Below are 23,497 nucleotides of genomic sequence, written 5' to 3'. Positions count from 1 at the left end.
ACTCCTCATATTCATTTTTTTATAACTTCTGCTGACTACTTCCTTTGGAAAGTAAACGCAGTGTCTTTTTTAAACTCTTGCTACTCTCTCTTTGATTCAAATGGATTAAGTGCCATTTTTTCAAAAGTAATTTAGATATAAAATCCCCTGCTACTTGAACTAGCTGCACAATCACAATTAACACCAACACTGTTGCTAATAAAATGTCATGTTGGAATCTATTAAAGCCAAACCTTACTGCGATGTCTCCTATGCCTCCTGCTCCAAAACTACCTGCTAAAGCAGTCATCGAAATCACTGCTATAACAGCCACGGTGAAAGCTCTAATAAGTGATGGCAGTGCTTCAGGTAGCATAACAGTAAGTAAGATGTGAATATTCCCAGCCCCCATTGCTCTAGCAGCTTCCACTTTTCCTTTTTCAACCTCTAATAAGCTACTTTCTACTAATCTTGCAAACATAGGAACACAACTTGCAACCAAAGCAATAATACATGCATTAGTCCCATAGGCTTTACCTACAATTAACCTTGCTATGGGAAGCATGAGTATAATGACTATCATTTGAGGCATGGATCTTAAGCAGTTAATGGTTATTCCTAATAAACGGCTGATCCAAGGAACCGGATGTAAACCTTCCTTGCTGGTTAGAACTAATATGAGCCCTAGCATAAGTCCAATGATTAATGTAAATAGCGTAGAGATAATAACCATATAAAGGGTATCTCCAAGTGCTGGCCAAATTGTATCCCATATAGGTTTCGTAAATGTACTTTGAATCACTTCCCATACAGAATGCTTATATAAACTCAAATGCCCTCACCTTCCTTTACCCAATCATTTCTTTGAAATTCTGAGTGGATTTTGATAAATAATTTACCTGTACTGCTTTGAGGATTTAAAAAGATATTTCTCACTTCGCCTTGTTCAATCAACTCCCCCTCCTCTAAAATAGCCATGTTTTGACAGATATACTTAATCACCTCTAGTTCATGGGTAATAAGAACAATGGTAATCCCTAACTTATCATTAATTTTTTTTAAAAGCTCTAGAACAGAAACAGTAGTTTGGGGATCTAATGCACTAGTGGCTTCATCACTTAGAAGTACATCTGGATTATTGGCAAGAGCTCTTGCAATTCCCACCCTTTGCTTTTGTCCTCCTGAAAGTTGCCCTGGATAAGCATTTATCTTGTCACTTAAACCCACTAGCTCAAGTATTTCTTTAACTCTTGTTTTAATCTGCTTCTTATCATAGCCCACAAGTTTCAAGGGATATGCTACATTTTGATAAACGGTTTTGCTTTCAAATAGATTGAAGTTTTGAAAGATCATCCCTATCTTTTGCCGTTGGATATTAAGTGCTTTCTTTGATAAAAGTGTAATATTCTTTCCATCAATTTTGATTTCTCCATAATCAGGTTCTTCTAATCGATTTAAGCATCTTACTAAGGTTGACTTTCCAGCCCCGCTAAAACCTACTATTCCAAAAATATCTCCTTTTGTAATCTCTAAATTAATCCCCTTTAAAACTTCGATATATTGTCCTTGACTCACATACGATTTGTGTAAATCTGTTATGCTAATAAATGCGTCACTCATTCTATCACCTCTTTTCCCACTTGCATGGTAAGTTCAATAAAAAATCCTCATTTCTTGAATACAATAAAAGGCCAATTATTATTCCCTTGTTAAGAATAATAATCAGCCTCTAGTTCTTCTAGTTAACAGATTATTTAATACGTAATTTTTCATTTTTTTCTATTTGAACAATCTTCCCATCTTGAATCATTACAGTTACAGATCCATATTTTATTGTTTCTATAATTTGCAATACTTTCTTTACCTCTTCTTGGTTATTCTTATCGGGCATTGCTCTATTCACCTCCTGCATAGATATAATTATTTTTTACATTAATCTGAATGGCATACTCATCTTGTATAACGACTGTTAAGCTTCCGTTTTCTATGGTTGACAATATGTCTTCTAAGACTTTCTCTAATTTTTTTGTATGCCATACTTGATCTCTATAGTCTGTAGCTAACTCCATATGATTGATTCTCCTCCTTATTCAACCAAGAAAACTCTAATATTTCCTATGCAACAAGAAAGTGGACTATCATCCACATTTCTTCCGCTAGGGAACCCTAGGTTCCCTTCGGCGCTGACAAAAAAACATGTCAGCTGAGCACCCTCCTGAATACGGCAGGGAATACTTCCCCTGCACCCCTTATAGTCTAGGAAAGTTCTATTTTTATACAAAAGTAGAACTTTCCTAGACTATAGAAAATGCCACTTTCTTAGATAAGAAAGTGGCACCTATATATCGAGGTATCTACACTTTCTCATCTCTCAAACTTAAAAGTTTGTAGGAATTAGCACCTTGAAAGATATTATGCTATCTTTCAGGTTGCCGGGCATCATCGGGCCAGTCCCTCTGCCTCTCTGGATAAGAAAAATTTATTATTTCCTGGTAATTCTATATTTTTACTTTTATTAATTGCATTATATTCTCGTCGCTTTTTATTGTCAATATATTTTTAATATTTATTTTTATTAATTTGTTTTGTATGGCTATACATATGGTATATATCGCTTTAGAGAGGTATACACTAAGCTTCTTATAAATCATCCTACCTATTTTTATTGAAACTATTATTTTTATGTGATATATTTATATCATAAAGATACAATTATATCGCATAAAGTGAGGAGCTTTTATGAATATAAAAAGTAGGTTCAAGCGATTTTGGAGTAGTAACTTATTGTATGACTCAACTACCGACACAGAACGCACTTATACTCGAAAAATAAACCCCAAATTAGGTTTATTAGGTTTTTGTGGGTTGCTTGGTTTTCTAGGATTTTTACCAGATTTAACTGATATACCTTTTCCATTATTCTTTTTTGCATTCTTTGGCCTTTTCAGCTTCTATTATGAAGGTAAGATGTCCAACACGCTGATAGACGAGCGATTTAAGGTAAATGCTTATCGCGCAGAAGCCCTAGCAAATAAGATTTCTATGATGATGATTATATTCTTAACCCTTGTATTTGTACTAAAGCTGGAAAAAACCGAGTTAGTAATAAGCTTTTTAATAGCTCTTATTGGATTAGCATTTGGCCTTTCAGTCTTTTTGCAACAATATTTATTATATCGCTTTGAACACGAGGAATAAGTATGGCAGAATTTAAATGCACTCTAAAGAAATACCGACTATTACAAGACCTAACGCAAGAACAGTTAGCAGAACAAGTTGGTGTAAGACGTGAAACTATAATGAGATTGGAGGCAGGGAGATATAATCCTTCTTTAAAGTTAGCAATAGATATTTCAAAAGCTGTAAATACCCCGATTGAAGAGATTTTTATTTTTGATTAGAGATTAACCCAAAAAGAAATACCCACTTATATCCATGGGTATTTCTTTTTATTGTTTGGAGGAAAAATTATATTAATCTCCTTAGTATTGTCTAGCAGGCCCTAAAGCTTATTAATCACATCCTCATATTTCTCAATAGTCATTTCTTTACCCCATTCATCTAATTGACTATAAATAAATTCAGTTGCTTTTTCAGAAATGATAATGTTTTTAAGGTCTTCTTTTATTTCTTCTAACGGCACCTTATAAGCTTCTTTATGTACATTTAAAACTTTTATTAAATGCCAACCAAATTGGGTTTTAACTGGGTTTGATACTTGCCCTTCTTCTAAAGTCTTTGCTCCATTTAAGAAGTCCTGATCATAATAACTTGAATCATATGCGATATAACCTAGTTCTCCTCCAGTATCTTTAGTCCCGTCTGTACCATACTTTTTAGCAAGCTCTGCAAAGCTTGTATCTTTATCATATTCTGCTTTAATAGCCTTAGCTTCTTCCTCCGTTGCAACTAAAATATGTGCCATTTCAGCACCTGGTGCCATTGTATAGTTTCCACTATTGCTCTCATAATATGCCTTAATTTCAGCATCGGTAACAGGGATGTTCTTACTAATGTATTTAGCAACATTGGAAATCGTTAGACTATCTTTAATCTGAGTTTTATAACCCTCTGCTGTTAAGCCACTATTTACTAAAGCTTTTTCAAATTCTGCTGCTGTCTCATAATCTTCCTTAGTTTTGTTAAATTCATTATTTACTTCTGTCACTGTAGGCTCTAACTTAAGTTCTCTTCCCTTAATGAGTGCCACTTTGTTCTTAATAATATAATCAACAAGCTCTCCCTTGCGCTGCTCCATATACTGTTTAGCTTCCTCTGTTTCAAAAAAGCTATCATCGTATTGATATTGATATTGAATCATCATCATTTCATAATCTAATTGAGTCAATATCTCTTTTGCTGTTATCGTTAAGTCGCCCACTTTAGCTACTACTGCATCGCTTGTAATACCTGGCGTAATCGCTACTGTATTCTCTTTAGCAAGCCACTTAACTTCTACATTAAGTAGTTCCCCAATATATTTAACAGGTACAAACAGACGACCGTCTTGCATAGTTGCCTTGGTATCCATTTCTTTAGTCTTTCCATTTACTATCATTGTGGTTTGTCCCACCGTTAAAATCACCTTCATATTGTCTTTCATAATAGTAGCCGTTCCAGATACTTGGTCCCATTCTACCTGAGCGCCAAGCTCTTCACTAATAAAACGCAGTGGTACTAAGGTACGATTATTACTATCAATGAAAGGAGCTACATCTTTAAAAACTACATTTTCGTTATTAATCGTAACACTTACTGGTTTCTGTGCCATAACAGCTCCTGATGGTATTGCCACCAACATTCCTAAAAGTATAGCTAACATCTTCCTTGCTTTCATCTTTTTCCTCCTTTTTATAAATAACCCTAGAAAAAATGATTAAAACCTTCGCATTTTAAAGATAATTCATTATAGCATACTCTCATTTGTGCATTTCATTTTGTTCATAAGTTGTTATTTTTATTGGAGTAAAAAGAAATAATGTTGTATATTTTATTATTTTGACATATGATGTAAGGGTACGCCTTAAATTAATAAGACAGTTCGAGACCATCCTGTCTAAAAACAAAACTAGGGACAACTTATGTTGTTGTGAATTTAATTTGGAGGTGAACGTTTATGAATATGACAAACTTAAGTAAAACACAAAAATTAGTTTTTTCTTCTATGCTCATGGCGCTTTATATCGTCATTTTGTATTTTACGCAAAGCTTTTCTTTTGGGGCTTATCAAATCCGTATTGCTACGAGTATGTACGCCCTATCATATTTCTTTCCGTTCCTAGTTTTCCCACTTGGTCTCGCCAATTTTATTGCTAATGCCCTTTTTGGTGGCTTAGGTCTTCTTGATATGATTGGAGGTTGTGCTGTTGGCATCGTTACAACCTACTCTATTGTCCTTATTAAACAAGGTAATCTTAATAAATGGCTCATTGCCCTACCTATTATTTTAGTTCCAGGGTTAGGTGTCTCTATTTGGCTTTCTTATCTTTTAAATCTGCCATATACTGCACTAGCTATGAGCTTATGTATTGGGCAAATCATCCCTGCACTTGTAGGCGTACTTTTGGTAAAAACATTAGCACCTATTATTTGTAAAACACAAAAGGAGAATTTAGTATGAGTAGTAGAACAAAAGAGGAATTAAACGGTGTAACCCATTTAGGTAATCAAAAGGTAGCCTACCGAGATAATTATGCCCCAGAGGTCTTAGAAACTTTTATTAATAAACACCCTGATAATGATTATTTCGTTAAATTTAACTGTCCAGAATTTACGAGCTTATGTCCGATTACTGGTCAACCTGACTTTGCAACCATTTATATTTCTTATGTACCAGGTCCTCGTATGGTAGAAAGTAAATCCCTTAAGCTCTACCTTTTCAGTTTTAGAAATCATGGTGATTTTCATGAGGATTGTATGAATATTATTATGAAAGACCTTATTAAGCTAATGGACCCTAAATACATAGAGGTATGGGGTAAATTCACTCCAAGAGGAGGTATTTCTATAGACCCTTATTGTAATTATGGGAAGCCTGGGACTAAATGGGAAGCTGTTGCTTTTGACCGACTAACCCATCATGATTTATACCCTGAAAAAGTAGATAATCGCTAATCGGAAGGATGTGTGCTATATGAAAGCAATGGTTTTATTTAGTGGGGGCATCGATAGTACGACTTGTCTAGCCCTTGCCATAGAAAAGTTCGGCAAGGAAAATGTAATTCCCTTATCCATTACCTATGGTCAAAAGCATAGCAAAGAATTAGCTGCTGCCAAGAGTATTTTAAGCTACTATGAGCTAGAAGGTATGGAACTTGATTTAACACCTATGTTTACCTATAGTGACTGCTCTCTTCTAAGTCATTCTAAGGAGGAGATTCCTCAAACTTCTTATGCTGAGCAACTTGAGCATACTAATGGTAAGCCAGTATCGACTTATGTCCCTTTTAGAAATGGGCTTTTTCTATCTTCAGCTGCAAGTATTGCTTTAGCTAAAGGTTGCTCTTCTATTTACTATGGTGCTCATAGCGATGATGCTGCTGGTAATGCTTATCCTGATTGTAGTCAAACTTTTAATGAGGCCATTAATAGGGCTATCTATGAAGGTAGTGGCAAAGCCTTACAAGTAGTGGCTCCCTTTGTTGGTCTTACTAAAGCTGATGTTGTTAGTGAGGGATTACGCCTTAATGTTCCTTATCACCTCACCTGGAGCTGCTATGAGGGGCATACTACGCCTTGCCGAGAGTGTGGTACTTGTATTGATCGTGAAAAAGCTTTTAAGTTAAATGACCTTATAGATCCTTTACTTCAAGAATAAAAAGCAAAAAAAATATAGCGAGAATTCAACTGAACTCCCGCTATATTACTCAAAAAGTACTTACTATTGCCTTGGTAATCTTTCAGTAATGATATCCACTCTCTACTTATAAGCTTATAGGTTTCTTTTCTTCAAAATTAGTTGCCATTGTCCATTCTACCGCGGTTCCATTCTTCAAACAAAAGATTTGAAGCAACACATCAATTCCATTTTCCTTCCATGCTTGCAGAAATTTTCTAGAAGGATGATTAAAGATTTCATTCTTTAACTTTTCATCATTTACTTGCTCTAAGATACCTGAAACTCTTATTTGACTACCTTGTCCTTGAAAGCATAATTCTGCTTTGGGATTTTCCATTACTTGTTTAAATAAGTCTTTGGTAGATGCTGTATGAAATATAATCCCCTCTTCATCAGCTCTAAATAAAAGCATTCCTCTTACTCTTGGTTGGTCCCCATCCATTGTTGCCAAATGAAAAACCGGATTTTCATTCATTAATTTAAATATGTTCTCTTTTACCATCTATGTATCTCTCCTTTAAAAATGATAGGATTATTATACGTATAAAAGATAAAATACACTTTCAAAATAAATGCAATTACTATCACAAAACAACTACTTTTCTATATAGTATTTATCATATGCATTAATTATTATATGTATGGCGATATTCAGAAGGTGTCACGCCCACTAACCTACTAAACTTTGATGAAAAATGGGCACTACTGCTAAAACCACATCTCATAGCTATTTCAGTAATAGGTATCTCTTTTCTTCTAAGAAGTTTTTTCGATTTTTCTACTCTTGTTTCTATCAAATATTCGATGGGCGTCAAGTGGATCTCCTTTTTAAAAATACGATTAAAGCTTGAGGCTGACATACTCCCTAGCTGTGCCAACTGTTTCACTGTTATGCCTTCACTAAAATGCTCTTCTATATAATGCTGTGCACGGGCTACTGCATAATGAGAGGATATTGCCCTTACATCATAACTTTCTCCCATAAGACTTCTTATTAACCAATGAGTGATAATAGTCGTTTGTGCCTCCAATGTTATATCTGAATTTTTCATTCTTTTACTGTATTCAAAAGCAAATGTATTTAAGGCTTTCAAAATATCTTGACATATTGCAAACTGCTTCCAATTGAAATATGGTTTCTCATCTGTATACCTTTTGTATTGTTCCTCAAAATAAACTTTCTCAATTAAGATACAGTAATAATGAACAAACTTTTCTCCTTGCTCTTGGTGAGGTATATATGGCGATACTGCAGTAGCAACATAATGATTTTCTTTGATTTCAATAACAGGTTGCACCATCTCAAGAGAAAAATCAATAATAAACATATAGGAAGGGTGCGTATGATTAGGTTTAATGGCATATTGACATGCCCCTGTACTTGGAATAAATAATCCCATTTTATGATGTACATAACAGTCTACATGTTTTAAATCTTCTTGTGTTACACTTTCACCGATTAATTTCTGAACTAGTTTAAAGTCGTCCATCATTATCTGTCCCTTCTATAGTGTATTGATTTATTTTTATATATTTTAATTTTCATTTTATTCTAATATCTATTACTTCAACCGTCAAATATAAATTTATTCTTTGTGTCTATCCTGGATTATAGTAACTCGTCTTTCCTTTCACCATAGTTCTTTAATGAGCATATAAAATAGACGAAGTTTCTAAACTCCGTCTATTTCACAACCTATCCTCTATAGCCATTCACTACTTAATAGCCATCTTAGAAAATACCGCTATTATGTCCCACAATATGTTTTATACCCACAAGTAAATGACTCAGGTACTACTGTATAATCATCATTCAGATTTTGATAATCATAAGGGTTCTGAAGTGCTCTTACCAGAGATTCTAGAGGTCTATAATCCTGATTCTTAACGGCATGTTCTAACGCCTCTTCAACTCTATGATTTCTAGGTATTATTGTAGGATTATTTCTCTCCATCAAGCTTCTTGCTTCCTCTAAAGATTCCTTTTGACCCCCCAGACGTTGTTGCCACAAACTAAACCATTGTTCAAATTCCTGAGAAGCTGTAAGTTTAGAAGGCTTCATCTGTTCTAATGTCAATTCGCGAAACGTATTGGTATAATCTGCATTGTACTTTTGCATTAAACCTAGAAGCGCTTCGATTAAAGATTGATCCATTTCATTTTCATGAAATAAACCAAGTTTTCTTCTCATTCCCTCATACCAAAAACTATGATATAAGGTGAAAAACTGATTTACTTCTTTTTCTGCAAGTTTAACGGCTTCTGCTTGGTCTTCATGTAATAATGGTAGTAAGGCTTCTGCAAATCTAGCTAAATTCCATGCAGCCATTTTAGGTTGATTCTGATAAGCATATCTCCCATTAGTATCAATGGAACTAAACACCGTATCAGGATTATAGCTATCCATAAATGCACAAGGCCCATAGTCAATGGTTTCTCCGCTAATTGTCATATTGTCTGTATTCATTACACCATGAATAAACCCAACCAATTGCCACTTTGCAATTAATTCTGCTTGTCTTCTTACTACTTCTTGAAGTAAATACATATAAGGTGCTGCTTTAGATATGCCCTCTTTAAAATGTCTCTCTAAGGTATAATCAGCTAAAGCCTTTAGCTCTTCTTTAGTCTGAAACTGATTTGCATATTGAAAAGTACCTACTCTGATATGGCTTTTAGCCACTCTCACCAAGATAGCTCCCGGTAAACTCGTTTCTCTCATAATGGTTTCACCAGTCGTTAATACTGCCAGACTTCTTGTAGTCGGAATGCCTAACCCTTTCATTCCCTCACTGATTATATATTCACGTAGCATAGGGCCAAGTGTTGCTTTTCCATCTCCTCGTCTTGAATAGGGTGTTCTTCCTGAACCCTTGAGTTGAATATCAAATCGTTCTTCTTTTGTTAGATACTCTCCTAAAAGAATGGCTCTTCCATCTCCTAGCATGGTAAAATATCCAAATTGATGGCCTGCATAAGCCTGTGCAATTGGTGTTGTTCCTTGTAAAACCTTGTTACCGGCTAAAACTTCCACCCCTTCTTTACTTTTAAAAAAATCTATATCTAAACCCATTTTTTCTGCAAGATTTTCATTCCACAGAATTAGCTGTGGTGATGGCACTTTACTTGGAGATTGCCTTGAGAAAAATGCTTCCGGTAAAGTTATATACGTATTTTCTAGCATTTTACATTTAGTTTCTACAAATTGTTCTTCCATAATATCTTCCTCCTTACTTTTTATTATTTATTTGCATCATATGATTTCATTTTTAGTCTCTTCATAACTCTAATTATTATACAACACCATTTTACTTATCTTATCAATAGTAACTAAAAAAGGACTGTCATTTAGATCTCCTATTTCACAAAACATAGCCCTACACAAATAAATGCTTAACCTATACTTTGTAATAGAAGAAAATTTAGCAACAGCCCTATTTCTCTATTTATTTTATTTATAATACCTTGCTTAAGAAAAGTTTTGTTCTTTCTTCTTTAGGTGCATCAAATATATCCTTTGGTACGCCTTCTTCAATAATCTTGCCTTGATCCATAAATAAAAGTCTTGTACCTACTTCTTTTGCAAAGCCCATTTCATGCGTTACAATCATCATAGTCATACCTTCATCAGCTAGTTCCTTAATAACGTCTAATACCTCATTAACCATTTCAGGATCTAAGGCAGAAGTTGGTTCATCAAATAACATCACTTCTGGTTTCATCGCTAAGGCTCTTGCAATAGCTATTCTTTGCTTTTGTCCACCAGATAATTTATTAGGATATTCACTGGCTTTCTCTCTTAGTCCTACTTTTTCTAAGAGGCTATATGCTAATTTCTCTGCTTCTTCCTTCTCCATCTTTTTAATCTTCATAGGTGCTAATGTAATATTATCAAGCACTGTCATATGGGGAAAAAGGTTGAAATGCTGGAACACCATTCCTATTTTTTGACGTATTTCATTAATATCTACCTTAGGATCAGTAATGTCGACTTCATCAACTAAAACCTGCCCACTTGTGACTTCTTCCATTTGATTAATACATCTTAAATACGTAGATTTCCCAGAACCAGATGGACCGATAATAACAACTACCTCACCCTTATTAATAGAGTCATTAATTCCTTGTAATACCTTTAAATCTCCGAAACTTTTATGTAAGTCTACTACCTTAATCATTTTCAGCCCTCCTTATTTGCTCACGTTAACCTTTTTCTCTATTTGCCTCATAAATACTGTCAGTAAGCTAGTAATGATAAAATAGCATACACCCACGATTAATAATGGTTGTAGAGGATTAAAGGTTCGACTTGTAATAATATTTTGAGCCTTCATTAAATCTAGCCCTCCAATAAATCCAATAATAGCTGTCTCTTTAATCAGGATAATAAATTCACTAACAAAAGCAGGAAGCATTTGAATAAATGCTTGTGGGAAGATAATATATCTCATTGTTTGCCCATAACCTAAGCCTAATGAACGTCCAGCTTCCATTTGTCCTTTATCAATCCCTTGTATTCCTGCTCTAATAAGCTCAGCCATATAAGCCCCACTATTAATACCAAAAGCAATACCGCCTACCCAAATACGGTCAATACTTGAGGTAGCAAATACAACATTCCACATCAGCACAATTTGAAGTACAGACGGTGTTCCCCTAATTATGTAAATATAAGCTCTTGTAATCCATTTTAAAAATTTCATTACATAATATAAAAAAGCTCTTAAAACACCAACTTTTTTAGGCAATACACAAATCTGAGTCAGTGCAACAAAAATACCTATCAAAAGTCCTAAAATGAGGGCAATCGCTGTTAGACCAAGTGTCCACTGTAAGCCTTGCCATATCAGTTCATAATATTTTTCTTGAAAAAAGGTCTGATAAAACGACACGGTTTGTTGACCGAATATGTTAATAAAGAAGTTTTCCATTCTTATACCTCAACTTTCATTATTATGTTGTCTATTTATAATATAACATTAGTTTATTGTCAAGTCTAATAATTTAGAAAATATTTTCATACTATAAAAGGGACAGTCCTTATTCTGAACAGTCCCTTTGTTTGTAGAGCTCCATTAACTATAAACTTATTCTGCTTTACCAAAATACTTTTCATAAATAGTATCGTATTCACCACTAGCTTTAAGATCATCTAACGCTTTATTCATTTCATCTACTAATGCTTGATCGCCTTTTTTAATGGCAATTGCATATTCTTCTTCCACAAATGGTGCTTCTATAATTTTAAGATCATCTTTACCTGCTATCATTTTCTTAGCTGGTTCCTCATCAATAACTACTGCGTCTACTTTTCCATTTTGAAGATCTGCTACTGCTTGAGTACCTTTGTCAAGACGAATCACTTCTACACCCTCTACAGCACTAATAGCTAAATCTCCAGTTGTACCTAGTTGTACTCCCACTGTTTTACCTACAAGGTTATCCACTGTACTTATTTCTGTATTGTCTGCTTTTACAATAATAACTTGTTTAGATTTAAAATAAGTTTGAGTAAAATCTGCTTGTTTTTTACGTTCATCATCTACTGTTAATCCAGCTGCAACAAAATCAATCTTATCACTTCCTAATGCCAAAAGTAATGAATCGAATGCCATATCTTCAATTTTTAATTCTTTTCCCATTTTGTCTGCGATAGCTTTAGCAATATCTACATCAAAACCAACTATATCTGTTCCTTCACGATATTCAAAAGGTTCAAATTCTGCATTAGTTCCCATTACAAGTACTTTACTATCTTTTGAGCTACCACAACCAACAAATAACCCCATTGTTAATACACTTATACCTATTAAACTTACTACTTTAAATAATTTACTTTGTTTCATTATATAATCCCCCTCTATGTGATTTAATAAAATAATCTATTTCCTGTTTGATATGAATAATTATACACATTCAAGTATTAATAGTCAATCTATATTTTTATTTTTTTATACTTTAATGAAAATATTCTCTGATCAAAATTAGGACGAGCCCTTGATATTTAATATTTTCTTACTTTTATCCACAATTTTATAAACATCTAGTAAACATAAAATTAAATAGACTTATTTATTTTTTGTGGATAATGTGTATAACTTTGTGCATAAGTTGAAAATACTATACTATTTTAAGAGCATAAATGTGGACACGCTGTTTATGGAAACACTTAAGTGAATACTTTATGTTAAAAACTATACATTTCGCGTTTGATTTTATACCACATTTTAACAATATTGTCCTAAATTGTTTATTTATAAAAATACATTTTAAATTGTATAATCAACCACTGCTCTACTAGTTGCCACTTGTCTTACTAATTGATTTGCTACCGCTAAGTGCTTTTCATGTGCTTGGTAATAATCTAAAGCTGATGCATCTACGAATTCTGAGTAAAGTACTACGTCATAAGCTGCTGGTGAAGCATTAAAATTAAGACCTACTTCTATTTCAAGAAGTCCCTCTATCTGACCCTTAAGTCCCTCTAGCTGTTCTTTAATCTTATGCATTACTTCTTCTTTTGTCCCATGTACTTCATGTTCTGCTACTTGCCACATTACAATATGTTTGACCATTTTATAACCTCGTTTCTTATTAATCATTTTTCATTATACTAGTCTCCTTATAGCTTCTCAACATATTTATTCATAATATTTATAAATAGTCTTAATCGTAGATAAATTTTTTCGATAGCTCCACGATGATGACAAAATATATCGCCGAGGCATAACGCCCCGGCGTAAGCTACGAAGACTGGCACAGTTATAACTCTTTTTTTAAGTAGACCATATCCACAAGCTGTACCCCATTTTCAAACATTGGGTGGTCGTAATTGTCAGTAAAAAAGTTATGAACCCTGTGTGAAAGATGAAAACCATTTTTTCCATAAAATTGCATCATAGAAGGAACATCGCCCGTTCCGACAATCATAGTTTTATATTTATCTTTGTAAAATGCCCCAATATATTGAATCAGCTTACTGCCATATCCCATACCATGCCACTTTTCGTATGTTGCTATATTTTTAAGCTCGCATATATCACAGCTCTCTCTTGTGACAACACATACACTTCTGAGTTCATTATCATACAAGGCAAACAACTCTCCACGCTCAAGATATTTGTCTATCATGGATTCCGACTCATCTGCAAGCAACAGTAAATCAAGAAACTGTTTTTTATTCTCATTTATCATTTTAATTTCCACGGAATACCCCCTAACTCATTTACTTTATATCAATAATACTCATAAATCTGCTACATGGGCTTTAAATTTTTATTGAGCCTTTCTACCATCCAGGAAAAGCGTTTGGCACGCCCTGCGTCTGTCTTTGCATCAAGATATGCCCGTGTATAAGTTTTCTGAACGGCTGGAGACATCGACATGAAATTGGAGTAGGCAGGATCAAAGCCTTTTAACATGGCGGCTATGAGCGTAATCTGTTCTTCCGTAATAGCTGCTGGCTTTGCAATGTTCCACTGTCCATTTTGCTTGGCTTCTTCAATTTTGCGCCTGCCATGGTCGGTCATGATTCCCCGTTGCTCCAGTTGCTTTACTAATGCCTTATTCTTCTCTGACCACTTACTATTATCTCTGCGTAAAGAAAAATATTTTTTATATGTCTTGTCATCAATGCTTTGCATCTGCCCGTCAATCCATCCAAAACAAAGTGCTTCCTCAAGCGCGTCACTAGCGGTTATTGTTTCCGGGCCACCTGCCTTGCCAAATAGCAGCCAAATGCCGTCACTAGATAGGCAATGTACTGATAGCCATTTTCTAAATTCCTCCCGATTAATAAATTGCATGATTTGACCCATAGTCCCCTCCTTCATTTCACCTTCTTTGTCAAAGACCCACTTAAATAAATTTAAATTTGTCAGTTTCACATATGCTCACTATGTTTACTTTAAAGCTTAGTAAAAGAATGAGTTTTTACATGTTCACCAAAAAAAGTAAGCCTTAGTGCTTCAAAAAATACGGAGCAGAATTTCGGAAGGTAATCCTTATCCTCTCATTTCTGCTCCGTAATATTCCTCATAAATACTCAAACAAATACTATTGATAATGTTCTTTTACTATAAAACTCTTAAGCCGTTTTTACATGTGCACCTTTATTAAACTTTTTGCTATTCTTCCAAGATACCCAAAGTGGACCAGCTAAACATACTGAAGAGAAGCAACCACTTAAAACACCCATCATCATAGGAAGTGCAAAAACTTTAATAGATTCAATACCAAAAACATAAGCAAAAATGTACATAATTAAAACACTAATACTTGTTGTTACACTGGTATTAATAGAACGTGTTAAGGTTTGTGTTAAACTGTCATCCATTAGTACTTCCATATTCTTACTATTAAGTGCCATATTCTCACGGATACGGTCATAAATAACAACAGTATCATTAATGGAGTAACCGATAATAGTGAGGGCTACTGCTATGAAGTTGGTATCCAGTGGAATTCTTAAAACAACGAATGTAAAGAAAATGACTAATATATCATGTCCCAAAGCTACAAGTGCCATAGCTCCAGCTGATAAACCACCAATCTTCTTAAAACGAACCCAAACATAAACAACAATTAATGCAAGTGCTATCACCAAAGACATGATTGATCTAATAAGAGTTTCTTTACCGATATAAGGCTCTACCATATAAGATTCTGATAGCTCTAATTTATTAGCTGCATAAGCTTTGTCTAAAGCTTCATCTAATTTAACTTGGTCTTTTGCATTTAAGCTATCTGTACCAGCTAAGCTTAAAACAATCTTTTGTTGTTTATTTCCTAAATCCTCTGTGATCTGTCCTGTTACATTTCTATTTAAGGTACTTGTTGCAAGTCTAGATACATCTTCTACATTTAAGTCGCCTGTATAAGTATAAGTAAGCATTGCTCCACCTTTAAAGGTTGTATCTAATGCTATCCCATTAATGAAACAACTTGCAATACCAATAACCATTAATACAATAGAAATACTGTAAAGTCCCCATCTCTTCTTGTAAAAAGGAATCGTTTTTCTTTCCTTTGGTAAATGGTAAAGCTTGATATTTCTAAACGCTTTGAAATTAATTAAAGAAAGTAATAACTTATGAGTTGTATAGATACCAGCTATGAAGTTAAGTACAATTCCGACTAATAGTGTATAACCAAAAGATAGCATTGTTCCTGAACCTAATGCCATTAGAATAATGGCTACAATAGCTGTTGTAATATTACCATCAAATACAGAAGCAAAAGCTCTACTATAACCTGATTTAAGCGCTAATGGTAAAGATTTTCCTGACCTTAATTCCTCTCCAATACGCTCATTAATGATAACGTTAGCATCTACCCCCATACCTAGGGATAAGATAATACCTGCTATACCTGGTAAGGTTAAAGTAAATTGTGGCACAGAAAGAGCTAAAATCTGCACCGCTAACTGCAGCGTTAAAGCAATACAACTTATAAAGCCTGGTAATCTATAAAAGACAAGCATAAATAAACAAATAAGTGCAAACGCTGTTATACCTGCCATAACCATTACTTTTAGGGCCCCACTTCCAAGGCTTGGGCTAATCGTGTTATGGCTTGTAGCAGTCATAGAGAATGGTAGTGCACCTGAACTAATTTTCTCTGCTAAGTCTTGTGCCTGATCTAGGGTAAATGTACCCTCGATAACGCCTTCCCCGCCTGAAATCTTCTGATTTACCATAGGTCCAGAAATATAAGTTTCATCCATAAAAATGAAAAGTTGTTGACCAATCAGTTTTGCCGTTGCTTCTTCAAAAAGCTTTGCGCCTTCTGCATTAAATACTAACTGTACCATATACTGATTGGTTTGTTGATTCATTACAGCACGGCTACTTTTTACATCCTTACCTTCGATAAGAATATTACCTTCACTATCTCTAAAGGTTAGCCTAGCTGTTTCACCTAATTCAGATATAGCTTTTTCAGGGTTAAACTCTGCTTCATCAGACTTCCATGGGAATCTTACAATGATTCTACCATTTTTCTTATCAATTGTTACTTCTCTATCTAGTATGTTCTTATTATCTAATCTTGTTTCAATAACACTTCTAGCTGCATTAAGCTCATCTGAGGTTGCTGCTCTGTCTAAATCAACAGGTTCGTAGATAGCTTCTACGCCACCTCTAATATCAATGCCAAAACGCATTTCTTTAGCTCCTTTAACATGAGGAGCTCCAAATACAGCTAATATTAATAATCCTATAATAATGGCTACAATAATAAAAAACGTATATTTTTTTGCCTTCACTTTCATTTCCTCCTATAATTTAAAATGTTGTTATAAGAGGAATATTTCTCCTTGGTCCGTCCTTGTTATAAATATAATTTAAAACCCTTCTTCGAGTAGTATGTATACATATCAGTGTAACTAAGCAAACAAACATTTGATAAAGTACCCGCTGTAACATCTTGAGATAATCTAATAATGCAAGGCACTCCTCATAGCTTGTAAGCTCATTAAGAATGAGTTCTTCATCTAGATGCTGCTCCACAAACTCATTGACTTTCTTAGGCATCAGTCCTAATAAATGATTTGGTGACATCATTCCTACATCATAAAGCGCACGCTTAGTTGTGGTTTCATAAGGCACTTGTGTAGGTTGTTCTTTTTTAACAACCATATCTGGTGTTAGGCGCATAAAGAGGAGTATCACACAGATACATAGGCCTATATATGCTATTTGGTAGCTTATTCTATTAGCCTTCATGATACTCCTCCTTCTTTTAGTCATTTGAACCTATTATAATACTAATCAAAAATTTTTTATACTATTTATTTGAAAAAATCTTATCATTTTATGTCATATTTTTACTCATTTCAAGCTCAGCGATTTCTTGCTTTATTTTTCAAAAGCTTTCACTTACCTCTTTAAGCAGCTTCATCCGTAACTATTAGTAAATGCCCTATTTGAAGTACTATTTGAAGTAAGTCATCTTCCGATAATGGCGCAGTTCCATTGAACTGGTAGTCTTCGTCTAAGCTCATGCAGTTATTTCCTACTAAGAACTCTACTGCTTTTAATCCTTTTTCAGATAAGGTATTAGCATCCTTAATTACTACGTTACTCCCCTTAAGTAACTCTATTAAATCGTGTGATTCTAATAGCTTATAAATACTTATGGCTGCTTCTTCTCTAGTAAGGATTTCATCTGACTTTCCTGAAATAAGACCTTGTATAACTGCTTTATTGTAGGTGTCCTCACCTAAAAGCAAATCAATAAAATCTTTTTTGGTAAGGTTAGTAGACTGATTAAGTTCTGCTACCTTATCCTGCAGCGAGATAATCTGGTCATATAACTTTTTATTCTTTTCTAAGTTACTTTTACTCCCTACACTGGTCCAAGCTCCTACCTCTACTACTTCATTTATTAATTGTCCTAGTTCTTTTAGGTCACTTACCTGTGCTGATTTTATCTCTTCTAGTAATTTTACAGTTTCATTATTACTATAACCACACATATAATTAAAGACTGCATTAACTGCTCCACTTAATTCTCCTTGTGGCAAGGTATATTCACTAAAAGCTTTTAAAATATAGCCATCTAAACTTTCTTGTGTTAAAGCATAACTTTGAGTAAAGCTTTCTATGTCTTTATAAGTATTTAAGGTCTTATCAATATAGGGATCCATATAAGTTGATAATCTAATACCATTCCAGCTTACACTTTCTATGTTAGAATAAACGTTATTTTGATACCTTAGCTGAGCTGTTAAGAAATTATCTGAAATGACGTTCATAAGTGGAAGATACTTACCACTAAAGTCCTTGCTTAAGTTTCCAAATGATGCTGAAAGCATATTATAATTTACCGTTGTATCCATGGCGATTCCTAAATTAGTAGGCACCTCTGGCAAATTAAAATAATTTTGTGTATTAATCCTTTTCTCAGGTAGCCTGCTAATAAATGTATTTAATGCTTTATAAAAGGTGGCTGTATGCGACTCATTACCTGCAAAAACACTCATTAAGTGTGTCCTATTCATAATCTTATCTTGTATTTGCTGTAATTTTGAGGTTACCTTGGAAGGTTCTTTTTGTAAAAGAGACTCTACTTCTTTTAAAAAATGATAATAAGCTGTTTGCTTCATATAAACACTATAATTTTGGTCACTTAAGTAAGCTGCAGTATTATATTGATACAAGATATTATAAGGTGATCCATTAAAATAGTCTTTGTAATAAGACTGAGCTGTTTTTACATAACTTAGCAGCTCATCTGTTTGTGTAAAATCTGTTTCTAAGAGTAATTCTTCTAATAAATTAGTAGACTTACTAGATTCACCAATAAGGCCTAACCACGATACATCTAAAATAGGTCTATAAGTAAAATCAGTCTTGGCATTTGCCCATGTATCTGTAGTGCAGCGGAAGTTATGCAGATACATACTTTTTAGTGTGCTTAATTCATCAATGGAGTGCTTAGTAGTACTTATCTCCCCTATAAGATTTGCATAAAGCTGTAAATAGTGTAGATCTTCTACAGCTACTCCTGATGTATCAAACATTAAATCTGCTAGAAAAGTATCTCCCACATCTGCGTTAGCACTTAAATATCTCACACCATTATCCGTAACATCTTTAATACTATATTCTTTAAGTTCTATGGGTAAATCTTTGATGCTTACTGCTTGCAATTCTTTTATATGTTCTTTAGAGTCTTCCTTTGCATTCCAATTATTAAAACTAGCCGTTTCTGATAATAATTTTGCTACTTCTTCTTTAGTCATACTTGCTTCCTTAGCTGCTAGCTGTTTCTTTTGCTGAGCTCTCTTTTGCTCCAATAAACCAGCTTTAGGTACTGTGGCTACTAAAGCTGCATGCTTATTTCCTACAATATATTTCTTTACAAGTTGTTCTAAATAACCATCTGTCATATGGGCCTTAGCATAATCTATATGACTCATATAACTGTTGTAATAGTCATATTCTCCATGAGCCGCCCAATACTGTGCCACTGCTACTGCAATATTGACACCCAGATGACTTCCTTCTGTTACTAAAGCATTATTAAATTCAGTATTAGCAATAATCATTTCTAATACTGTCTCATCAAAGCCTTTAGTAACTAAAGCTTTCATACTTTCATCCACGATACGTCCTAAAACTTCTTTTTTACTAGGAGAGGTATTAGCCACACTAAAAACTAATACTGGCTGAGGTAAACTATCTTCATAATAAACTTCTAAAGTATTTCCTATATTAGCTCTTTTAAAGGCTTTCTGTACAATAGAACTACCTTGATTTAAGTATTCGGCAATAATAGACATTCCCACTCTATCAGTTTGGGATATATCCGTCATTGCATACGCATAACTGATAATGCTCTCACCAGTGGTGGCATTTTCACCTGCAGGAAAATCATAGGTTTTATTAGCTACTGTTGTAAAAGGCTTTTCATCTTTATAGTCTACTGTAATGGCCTTTTTATCATATTGGGAGAGATAGTTTTCATCTAATAATTTTAAGAAACTACGATAATCTAGATCCCCATAAAGTACAATTAAAGCATTTGAAGGATGATAGTAGGTCTCATGTACCTTTAATACGTCTTCATAAGTTAATGTAGGTATGGCTTCTGGCGTACCTCCAGACGCATTACTCATTGTGCCGTTTGGGAATAATGCTTTTAAGCAATTACGTACTTCAGCATTCTCTATGCCATCTGTACTTCCTTGCATTTCGCTATAAATAATTCCTGTTAAATTAAGAGGTGCTCCTTCATTTTCTTTCTCATATCTCCACGCTTCTCTTTTAAAGAGATTAGGTTCTTTATAAATGAATGGATTAAACACACAATCCATATACACATCAGCTAATTTTAAAAGCTGTGCTTCGCTCATAGAAGCTACAGGATAGCTGGTCATTGTATTAGTCGTAAAAGCATTAATATAACTACAATAGGTTTGATTGCTTATATTAAAGAAAACATCCTTAAAGGGATACTTTTGGGACCCTGCTGTACTTACATGCTCTAGTACATGGTTAACACCTGTATTATCGTTTGCTGGTGTTTTAAAACTAATGTCAAAAGCTCTATTTTTATCAGCGTTTTTTATGTACAATAATTTAGCTCCTGATTTCACATGTTCAAATAAAACTGTTTGTCCATTAACAATTTCCATTTTCCCCTTTTCTAAAGCTTTAAAACCTGATACCACTTCCCCTATTTGTGGTAAAGTCTTTGAATCATTAACTGCAGCCATTAACGTGGCAGGAGATAAACATCCTATGATTAATGCAGCCACTAATATGAGAGCCCCTACTCTTCTCACTTAATTTCCTCCTCTATCTCTTTTATTTTTTAAATCAACCAATATCCATTATAAGACTTTTTTGCAACTTTTTTCAGTAGTAATTTTTATTTTCAAAATAATTAGTCGTATTTCATATATTTCCTATTGTATCTCCATCTCATATTAGTCATTTTACCTTTATGCCATAAATTTAAAATAACTATTTAGCCATCATCAAAAAAGTAGCTCCGTACCCTATTCAAATAGAAATGAAATAAAACTTTTTTATCTACAGAAAAAGGACCTAAGCTTGTGAAGAGCTTAAGTCCTTTTCATATAATATAGATTACGCTAATACTTCTTTAGCCACTTCTACTACGTGTTCTACTGTAAAGCCATTTTTCTTAAAGATTAAACCAGCAGGTGCTGATTCACCAAAGTGATCCATTGAAATCACTTGTCCTTCAAGACCAGTATATTTATGCCAACCAAATGAAGAAAGTGCTTCTACTGCTACTCTCTTCGTTTTGTTTGGAGGTAAAATCGCATCTTTGTATGCTTTTGGTTGTTCTTCGAAAACATCCATTGATGGCATACTTACTGCAGTAGCTTTAATACCTTGTGCTTCTAATTCTTTTACTGCACCTACTACAAGTTGTACTTCTGAACCTGTTGCAATTAAGATGATATCTGCCTCTTTTGGTTCTACTCCTGCTACTACATACGCACCTTTTTTAGCTTCTACACCTGTTTTTGCAAGGTAAGGAAGGTCTTGTCTTGTAAGCACAATAGCTACTGGCTCAGTTTTACTATTAAGTGCATATTCCCATGCAGCTACTGTTTCTTTTGCATCTGCTGGTCTAAAGGTTACAAGGTTTGGTGTACTACGAAGCATTGCAAGCTGTTCGATTGGTTGGTGAGTTGGTCCGTCTTCACCTACACCAATACTGTCATGAGTGAGCACATAAGTTACTGGTAGTTTCATAAGTGCTGCAAGTCTCATTGGATTCTTCATATAATCACTAAATACAAAGAACGTAGAGCAGAATGTTTTAAGCCCGCCGTGTACTGCAATACCATTTGCAATAGCACCCATTGCATGTTCACGAATACCAAAGTGAAGATTTCTTCCTGAGTAATCCTCAGCGCTGAAATCTCCTTTTCCGTTCATATAGGTTTTCGTTGATGGTGCAAGGTCAGCTGAACCACCAATCATATTTGGCACAATGTCTGCCATATGATTAATTACTTCAAAGGAAGCTACACGTGTTGCTTTTTTACCAGCTTCATCTGTGTAGTTGTTATAAATATCTAAGCTAATTTCTTCATCAGAATGCCAAGCTTTCCACTCTTTTGCAAGTTCTGGATAAGCTTTTTCATAAGCTGCAAAAAGTTCGTTCCAAGCTACTTCTTTAGCTGCTCCAGCTTTTACAAGCTCTGCCATATGTGCTTTAACATCATCTGCTACGAAGAACTCTTCATTGTGGTGTTCTAAGAAAGCTCTCATTTCTACAATGTTATCTGCTCCTAATGGCTCACCATGAGCTGCTGCTTTACCTTGTTTGTTAGGACAACCATAACCGATTTGTGTTTTAACTTCAATAAAGCTTGGTTTTGATGTATTCGCTTTTGCTTTAGCAATAGCTTCTGAAATAGCTTTAGTATCATTACCATCTTCTACAAGGAAAGTTTCAAAGCCCTGCGCCTCAAAACGTGCTCTTACATTTTCTCTAAAAGCAATTTGTGTATCACCTTCGATAGTGATGTTATTTGAATCATAAAGTACGATTAATTTACCAAGTCCAAGTGTACCAGCTAATGCTGCTGCTTCATAAGAAATACCTTCCATTAAGCAACCGTCACCAACTAATGCATAGGAATAGTGATCAACAAGGTTAAAACCTTCTTTGTTAAAGTGTGCTGCTAAATGTTTTTCAGCCATAGCCATACCAACTGCTGTAGCAATACCTTGTCCAAGTGGTCCTGTTGTTGTTTCTACACCCACTGTGTGACCATATTCAGGATGTCCTGGTGTAAGGCTCCCTTCTTGACGGAAGTTTTTAAGATCTTCCATAGTAAGTCCGTACTCAAATAAGTGAAGTAAAGTATAAAGTAATGTTGATCCATGACCTGCTGAAAGTACAAAACGGTCTCTGTTTTCCCATTTTGGATTTTTAGGATTATGATTCATGTGATCAGCCCATAATGTATATGCCATAGGTGCTGAACCCAGTGGTAACCCTGGATGTCCTGAATTTGCCTTTTGAATGGCTTCTGCTGCAAGCACCCTAATGGTATTAATAGTTTTTTGTGATACTGCGTCCATTTCTTCCTCCTTATGATAAACAATGTCTTTCGATTAAACATACAATTCTATTATACTGTTTTTGCATGTCCCTGTATATTGTAAATTTACTTGATTTCTTGT

At 34.4% G+C, this 23,497-nt stretch carries 23 protein-coding genes and 1 riboswitch; of the genes, 5 read left to right on the top strand and 18 right to left on the bottom strand.

Annotated features, from left to right (window positions below; genetic code table 11):
- Positions 1 to 19 precede the first annotated feature (19 nt).
- The 4 genes from QTL86_RS22365 to QTL86_RS22350 form a co-directional block, all read right to left on the bottom strand.
- Entirely contained in the window at positions 20 to 811 is a 792-nt protein-coding gene (locus tag QTL86_RS22365) for a methionine ABC transporter permease (protein WP_243118622.1), read from the bottom strand.
- The gene (locus QTL86_RS22360) at positions 808 to 1,599 is read right to left on the bottom strand and encodes a methionine ABC transporter ATP-binding protein (protein WP_127067797.1); all 792 of its coding nucleotides are present in this window, start codon (positions 1,597 to 1,599) and stop codon (positions 808 to 810) included. The genes QTL86_RS22365 and QTL86_RS22360 overlap by 4 nt, the downstream gene beginning before the upstream one ends.
- Before the next feature lie 130 nt (positions 1,600 to 1,729).
- Entirely contained in the window at positions 1,730 to 1,870 is a 141-nt protein-coding gene (locus QTL86_RS22355; RefSeq protein ID WP_243118623.1) for a YezD family protein, read from the bottom strand.
- A gap of 4 nt (positions 1,871 to 1,874) precedes the next feature.
- Entirely contained in the window at positions 1,875 to 2,048 is a 174-nt protein-coding gene (locus QTL86_RS22350) for a hypothetical protein (RefSeq protein WP_190283419.1), read from the bottom strand.
- A gap of 292 nt (positions 2,049 to 2,340) precedes the next feature.
- A riboswitch (SAM riboswitch) is annotated at positions 2,341 to 2,454 on the bottom strand.
- 264 nt (positions 2,455 to 2,718) lie between these two features.
- Between QTL86_RS22350 and QTL86_RS22345 the strand changes: the two genes are divergently transcribed.
- Both QTL86_RS22345 and QTL86_RS22340 read left to right on the top strand, forming a co-directional pair.
- Entirely contained in the window at positions 2,719 to 3,177 is a 459-nt protein-coding gene (locus QTL86_RS22345; RefSeq protein ID WP_127067799.1) for a DUF3796 domain-containing protein, read from the top strand.
- Between the two features lie 2 nt (positions 3,178 to 3,179).
- The gene (locus tag QTL86_RS22340; RefSeq protein WP_127067800.1) at positions 3,180 to 3,380 is read left to right on the top strand and encodes a helix-turn-helix transcriptional regulator; all 201 of its coding nucleotides are present in this window, start codon (positions 3,180 to 3,182) and stop codon (positions 3,378 to 3,380) included.
- A 101-nt stretch (positions 3,381 to 3,481) separates the two neighbouring features.
- Here the strand turns inward: QTL86_RS22340 and QTL86_RS22335 are convergent, their stop codons facing one another.
- Positions 3,482 to 4,816, bottom strand: coding sequence for a stalk domain-containing protein (locus tag QTL86_RS22335; protein ID WP_410496071.1), 1,335 nt, complete (start codon positions 4,814 to 4,816; stop codon positions 3,482 to 3,484).
- A gap of 279 nt (positions 4,817 to 5,095) precedes the next feature.
- Here QTL86_RS22335 and QTL86_RS22330 point away from each other — a divergent pair, with 279 nt between their 5' ends.
- From QTL86_RS22330 to queC, 3 genes are read left to right on the top strand one after another with little or no spacing between them, the layout of a single operon-like run.
- The gene (locus QTL86_RS22330) at positions 5,096 to 5,599 is read left to right on the top strand and encodes a QueT transporter family protein (RefSeq protein ID WP_190283420.1); all 504 of its coding nucleotides are present in this window, start codon (positions 5,096 to 5,098) and stop codon (positions 5,597 to 5,599) included.
- Positions 5,596 to 6,093 (top strand): preQ(1) synthase, encoded by a 498-nt coding sequence (queF, locus tag QTL86_RS22325; RefSeq protein ID WP_127067802.1) that lies wholly within the window; start codon positions 5,596 to 5,598, stop codon positions 6,091 to 6,093. The genes QTL86_RS22330 and queF overlap by 4 nt, the downstream gene beginning before the upstream one ends.
- 19 nt (positions 6,094 to 6,112) lie before the next feature.
- A complete protein-coding gene (gene queC / locus QTL86_RS22320; protein WP_410496070.1) occupies positions 6,113 to 6,796 on the top strand; it encodes a 7-cyano-7-deazaguanine synthase QueC in 684 nt (227 codons plus the stop codon).
- A gap of 106 nt (positions 6,797 to 6,902) precedes the next feature.
- On the opposite strand, the gene QTL86_RS22315 is transcribed toward queC, so the two are convergent.
- The 13 genes from QTL86_RS22315 to tkt form a co-directional block, all read right to left on the bottom strand.
- Complete coding sequence (locus QTL86_RS22315) at positions 6,903 to 7,319, bottom strand: pyridoxamine 5'-phosphate oxidase family protein (RefSeq protein ID WP_127067804.1); 417 nt, start codon at positions 7,317 to 7,319, stop codon at positions 6,903 to 6,905.
- Positions 7,320 to 7,443: 124 nt separating this feature from the next.
- Positions 7,444 to 8,310, bottom strand: coding sequence for a helix-turn-helix domain-containing protein (locus QTL86_RS22310; RefSeq protein WP_410496068.1), 867 nt, complete (start codon positions 8,308 to 8,310; stop codon positions 7,444 to 7,446).
- Positions 8,311 to 8,565: 255 nt separating this feature from the next.
- Entirely contained in the window at positions 8,566 to 10,035 is a 1,470-nt protein-coding gene (locus tag QTL86_RS22305; protein ID WP_410496067.1) for a protein adenylyltransferase SelO, read from the bottom strand.
- 238 nt (positions 10,036 to 10,273) lie between these two features.
- A complete protein-coding gene (locus tag QTL86_RS22300) occupies positions 10,274 to 10,996 on the bottom strand; it encodes an amino acid ABC transporter ATP-binding protein (protein WP_127067807.1) in 723 nt (240 codons plus the stop codon).
- Positions 10,997 to 11,008: 12 nt separating this feature from the next.
- The gene (locus QTL86_RS22295) at positions 11,009 to 11,749 is read right to left on the bottom strand and encodes an amino acid ABC transporter permease (RefSeq protein WP_127067808.1); all 741 of its coding nucleotides are present in this window, start codon (positions 11,747 to 11,749) and stop codon (positions 11,009 to 11,011) included.
- Positions 11,750 to 11,905: 156 nt separating this feature from the next.
- Entirely contained in the window at positions 11,906 to 12,664 is a 759-nt protein-coding gene (locus QTL86_RS22290) for a basic amino acid ABC transporter substrate-binding protein (protein WP_127067809.1), read from the bottom strand.
- Positions 12,665 to 13,087: 423 nt separating this feature from the next.
- Positions 13,088 to 13,420, bottom strand: a complete 333-nt coding sequence (locus QTL86_RS22285; protein ID WP_410496066.1) for a Dabb family protein — start codon at positions 13,418 to 13,420, stop codon at positions 13,088 to 13,090.
- 160 nt (positions 13,421 to 13,580) lie between these two features.
- On the bottom strand, positions 13,581 to 14,024 hold the full coding sequence (locus QTL86_RS22280) for a GNAT family N-acetyltransferase (protein WP_127067811.1): 444 nt from the start codon (positions 14,022 to 14,024) through the stop codon (positions 13,581 to 13,583).
- A gap of 50 nt (positions 14,025 to 14,074) precedes the next feature.
- Positions 14,075 to 14,635, bottom strand: a complete 561-nt coding sequence (locus tag QTL86_RS22275; protein ID WP_013658438.1) for a YdeI/OmpD-associated family protein — start codon at positions 14,633 to 14,635, stop codon at positions 14,075 to 14,077.
- Positions 14,636 to 14,904: 269 nt separating this feature from the next.
- Positions 14,905 to 17,088 carry a protein translocase subunit SecD gene (gene secD / locus QTL86_RS22270; protein WP_410496065.1) on the bottom strand — a complete coding sequence of 728 codons (2,184 nt, stop codon included), beginning with the start codon at positions 17,086 to 17,088 and terminating at the stop codon, positions 14,905 to 14,907.
- A gap of 13 nt (positions 17,089 to 17,101) precedes the next feature.
- Entirely contained in the window at positions 17,102 to 17,542 is a 441-nt protein-coding gene (locus QTL86_RS22265) for a hypothetical protein (protein ID WP_410496064.1), read from the bottom strand.
- Between the two features lie 161 nt (positions 17,543 to 17,703).
- Positions 17,704 to 21,108 (bottom strand): insulinase family protein, encoded by a 3,405-nt coding sequence (locus QTL86_RS22260; RefSeq protein WP_410496063.1) that lies wholly within the window; start codon positions 21,106 to 21,108, stop codon positions 17,704 to 17,706.
- Between the two features lie 307 nt (positions 21,109 to 21,415).
- The gene (gene tkt, locus QTL86_RS22255) at positions 21,416 to 23,395 is read right to left on the bottom strand and encodes a transketolase (protein ID WP_410496062.1); all 1,980 of its coding nucleotides are present in this window, start codon (positions 23,393 to 23,395) and stop codon (positions 21,416 to 21,418) included.
- Between the last annotated feature and the right edge of the window lie 102 nt (positions 23,396 to 23,497).

This window comes from Cellulosilyticum sp. ST5 (assembly GCF_046529625.1).
Lineage (GTDB): Bacteria > Bacillota > Clostridia > Lachnospirales > Cellulosilyticaceae > Cellulosilyticum > Cellulosilyticum lentocellum.
This window is presented reverse-complemented; position numbering and strand designations above follow the sequence as displayed.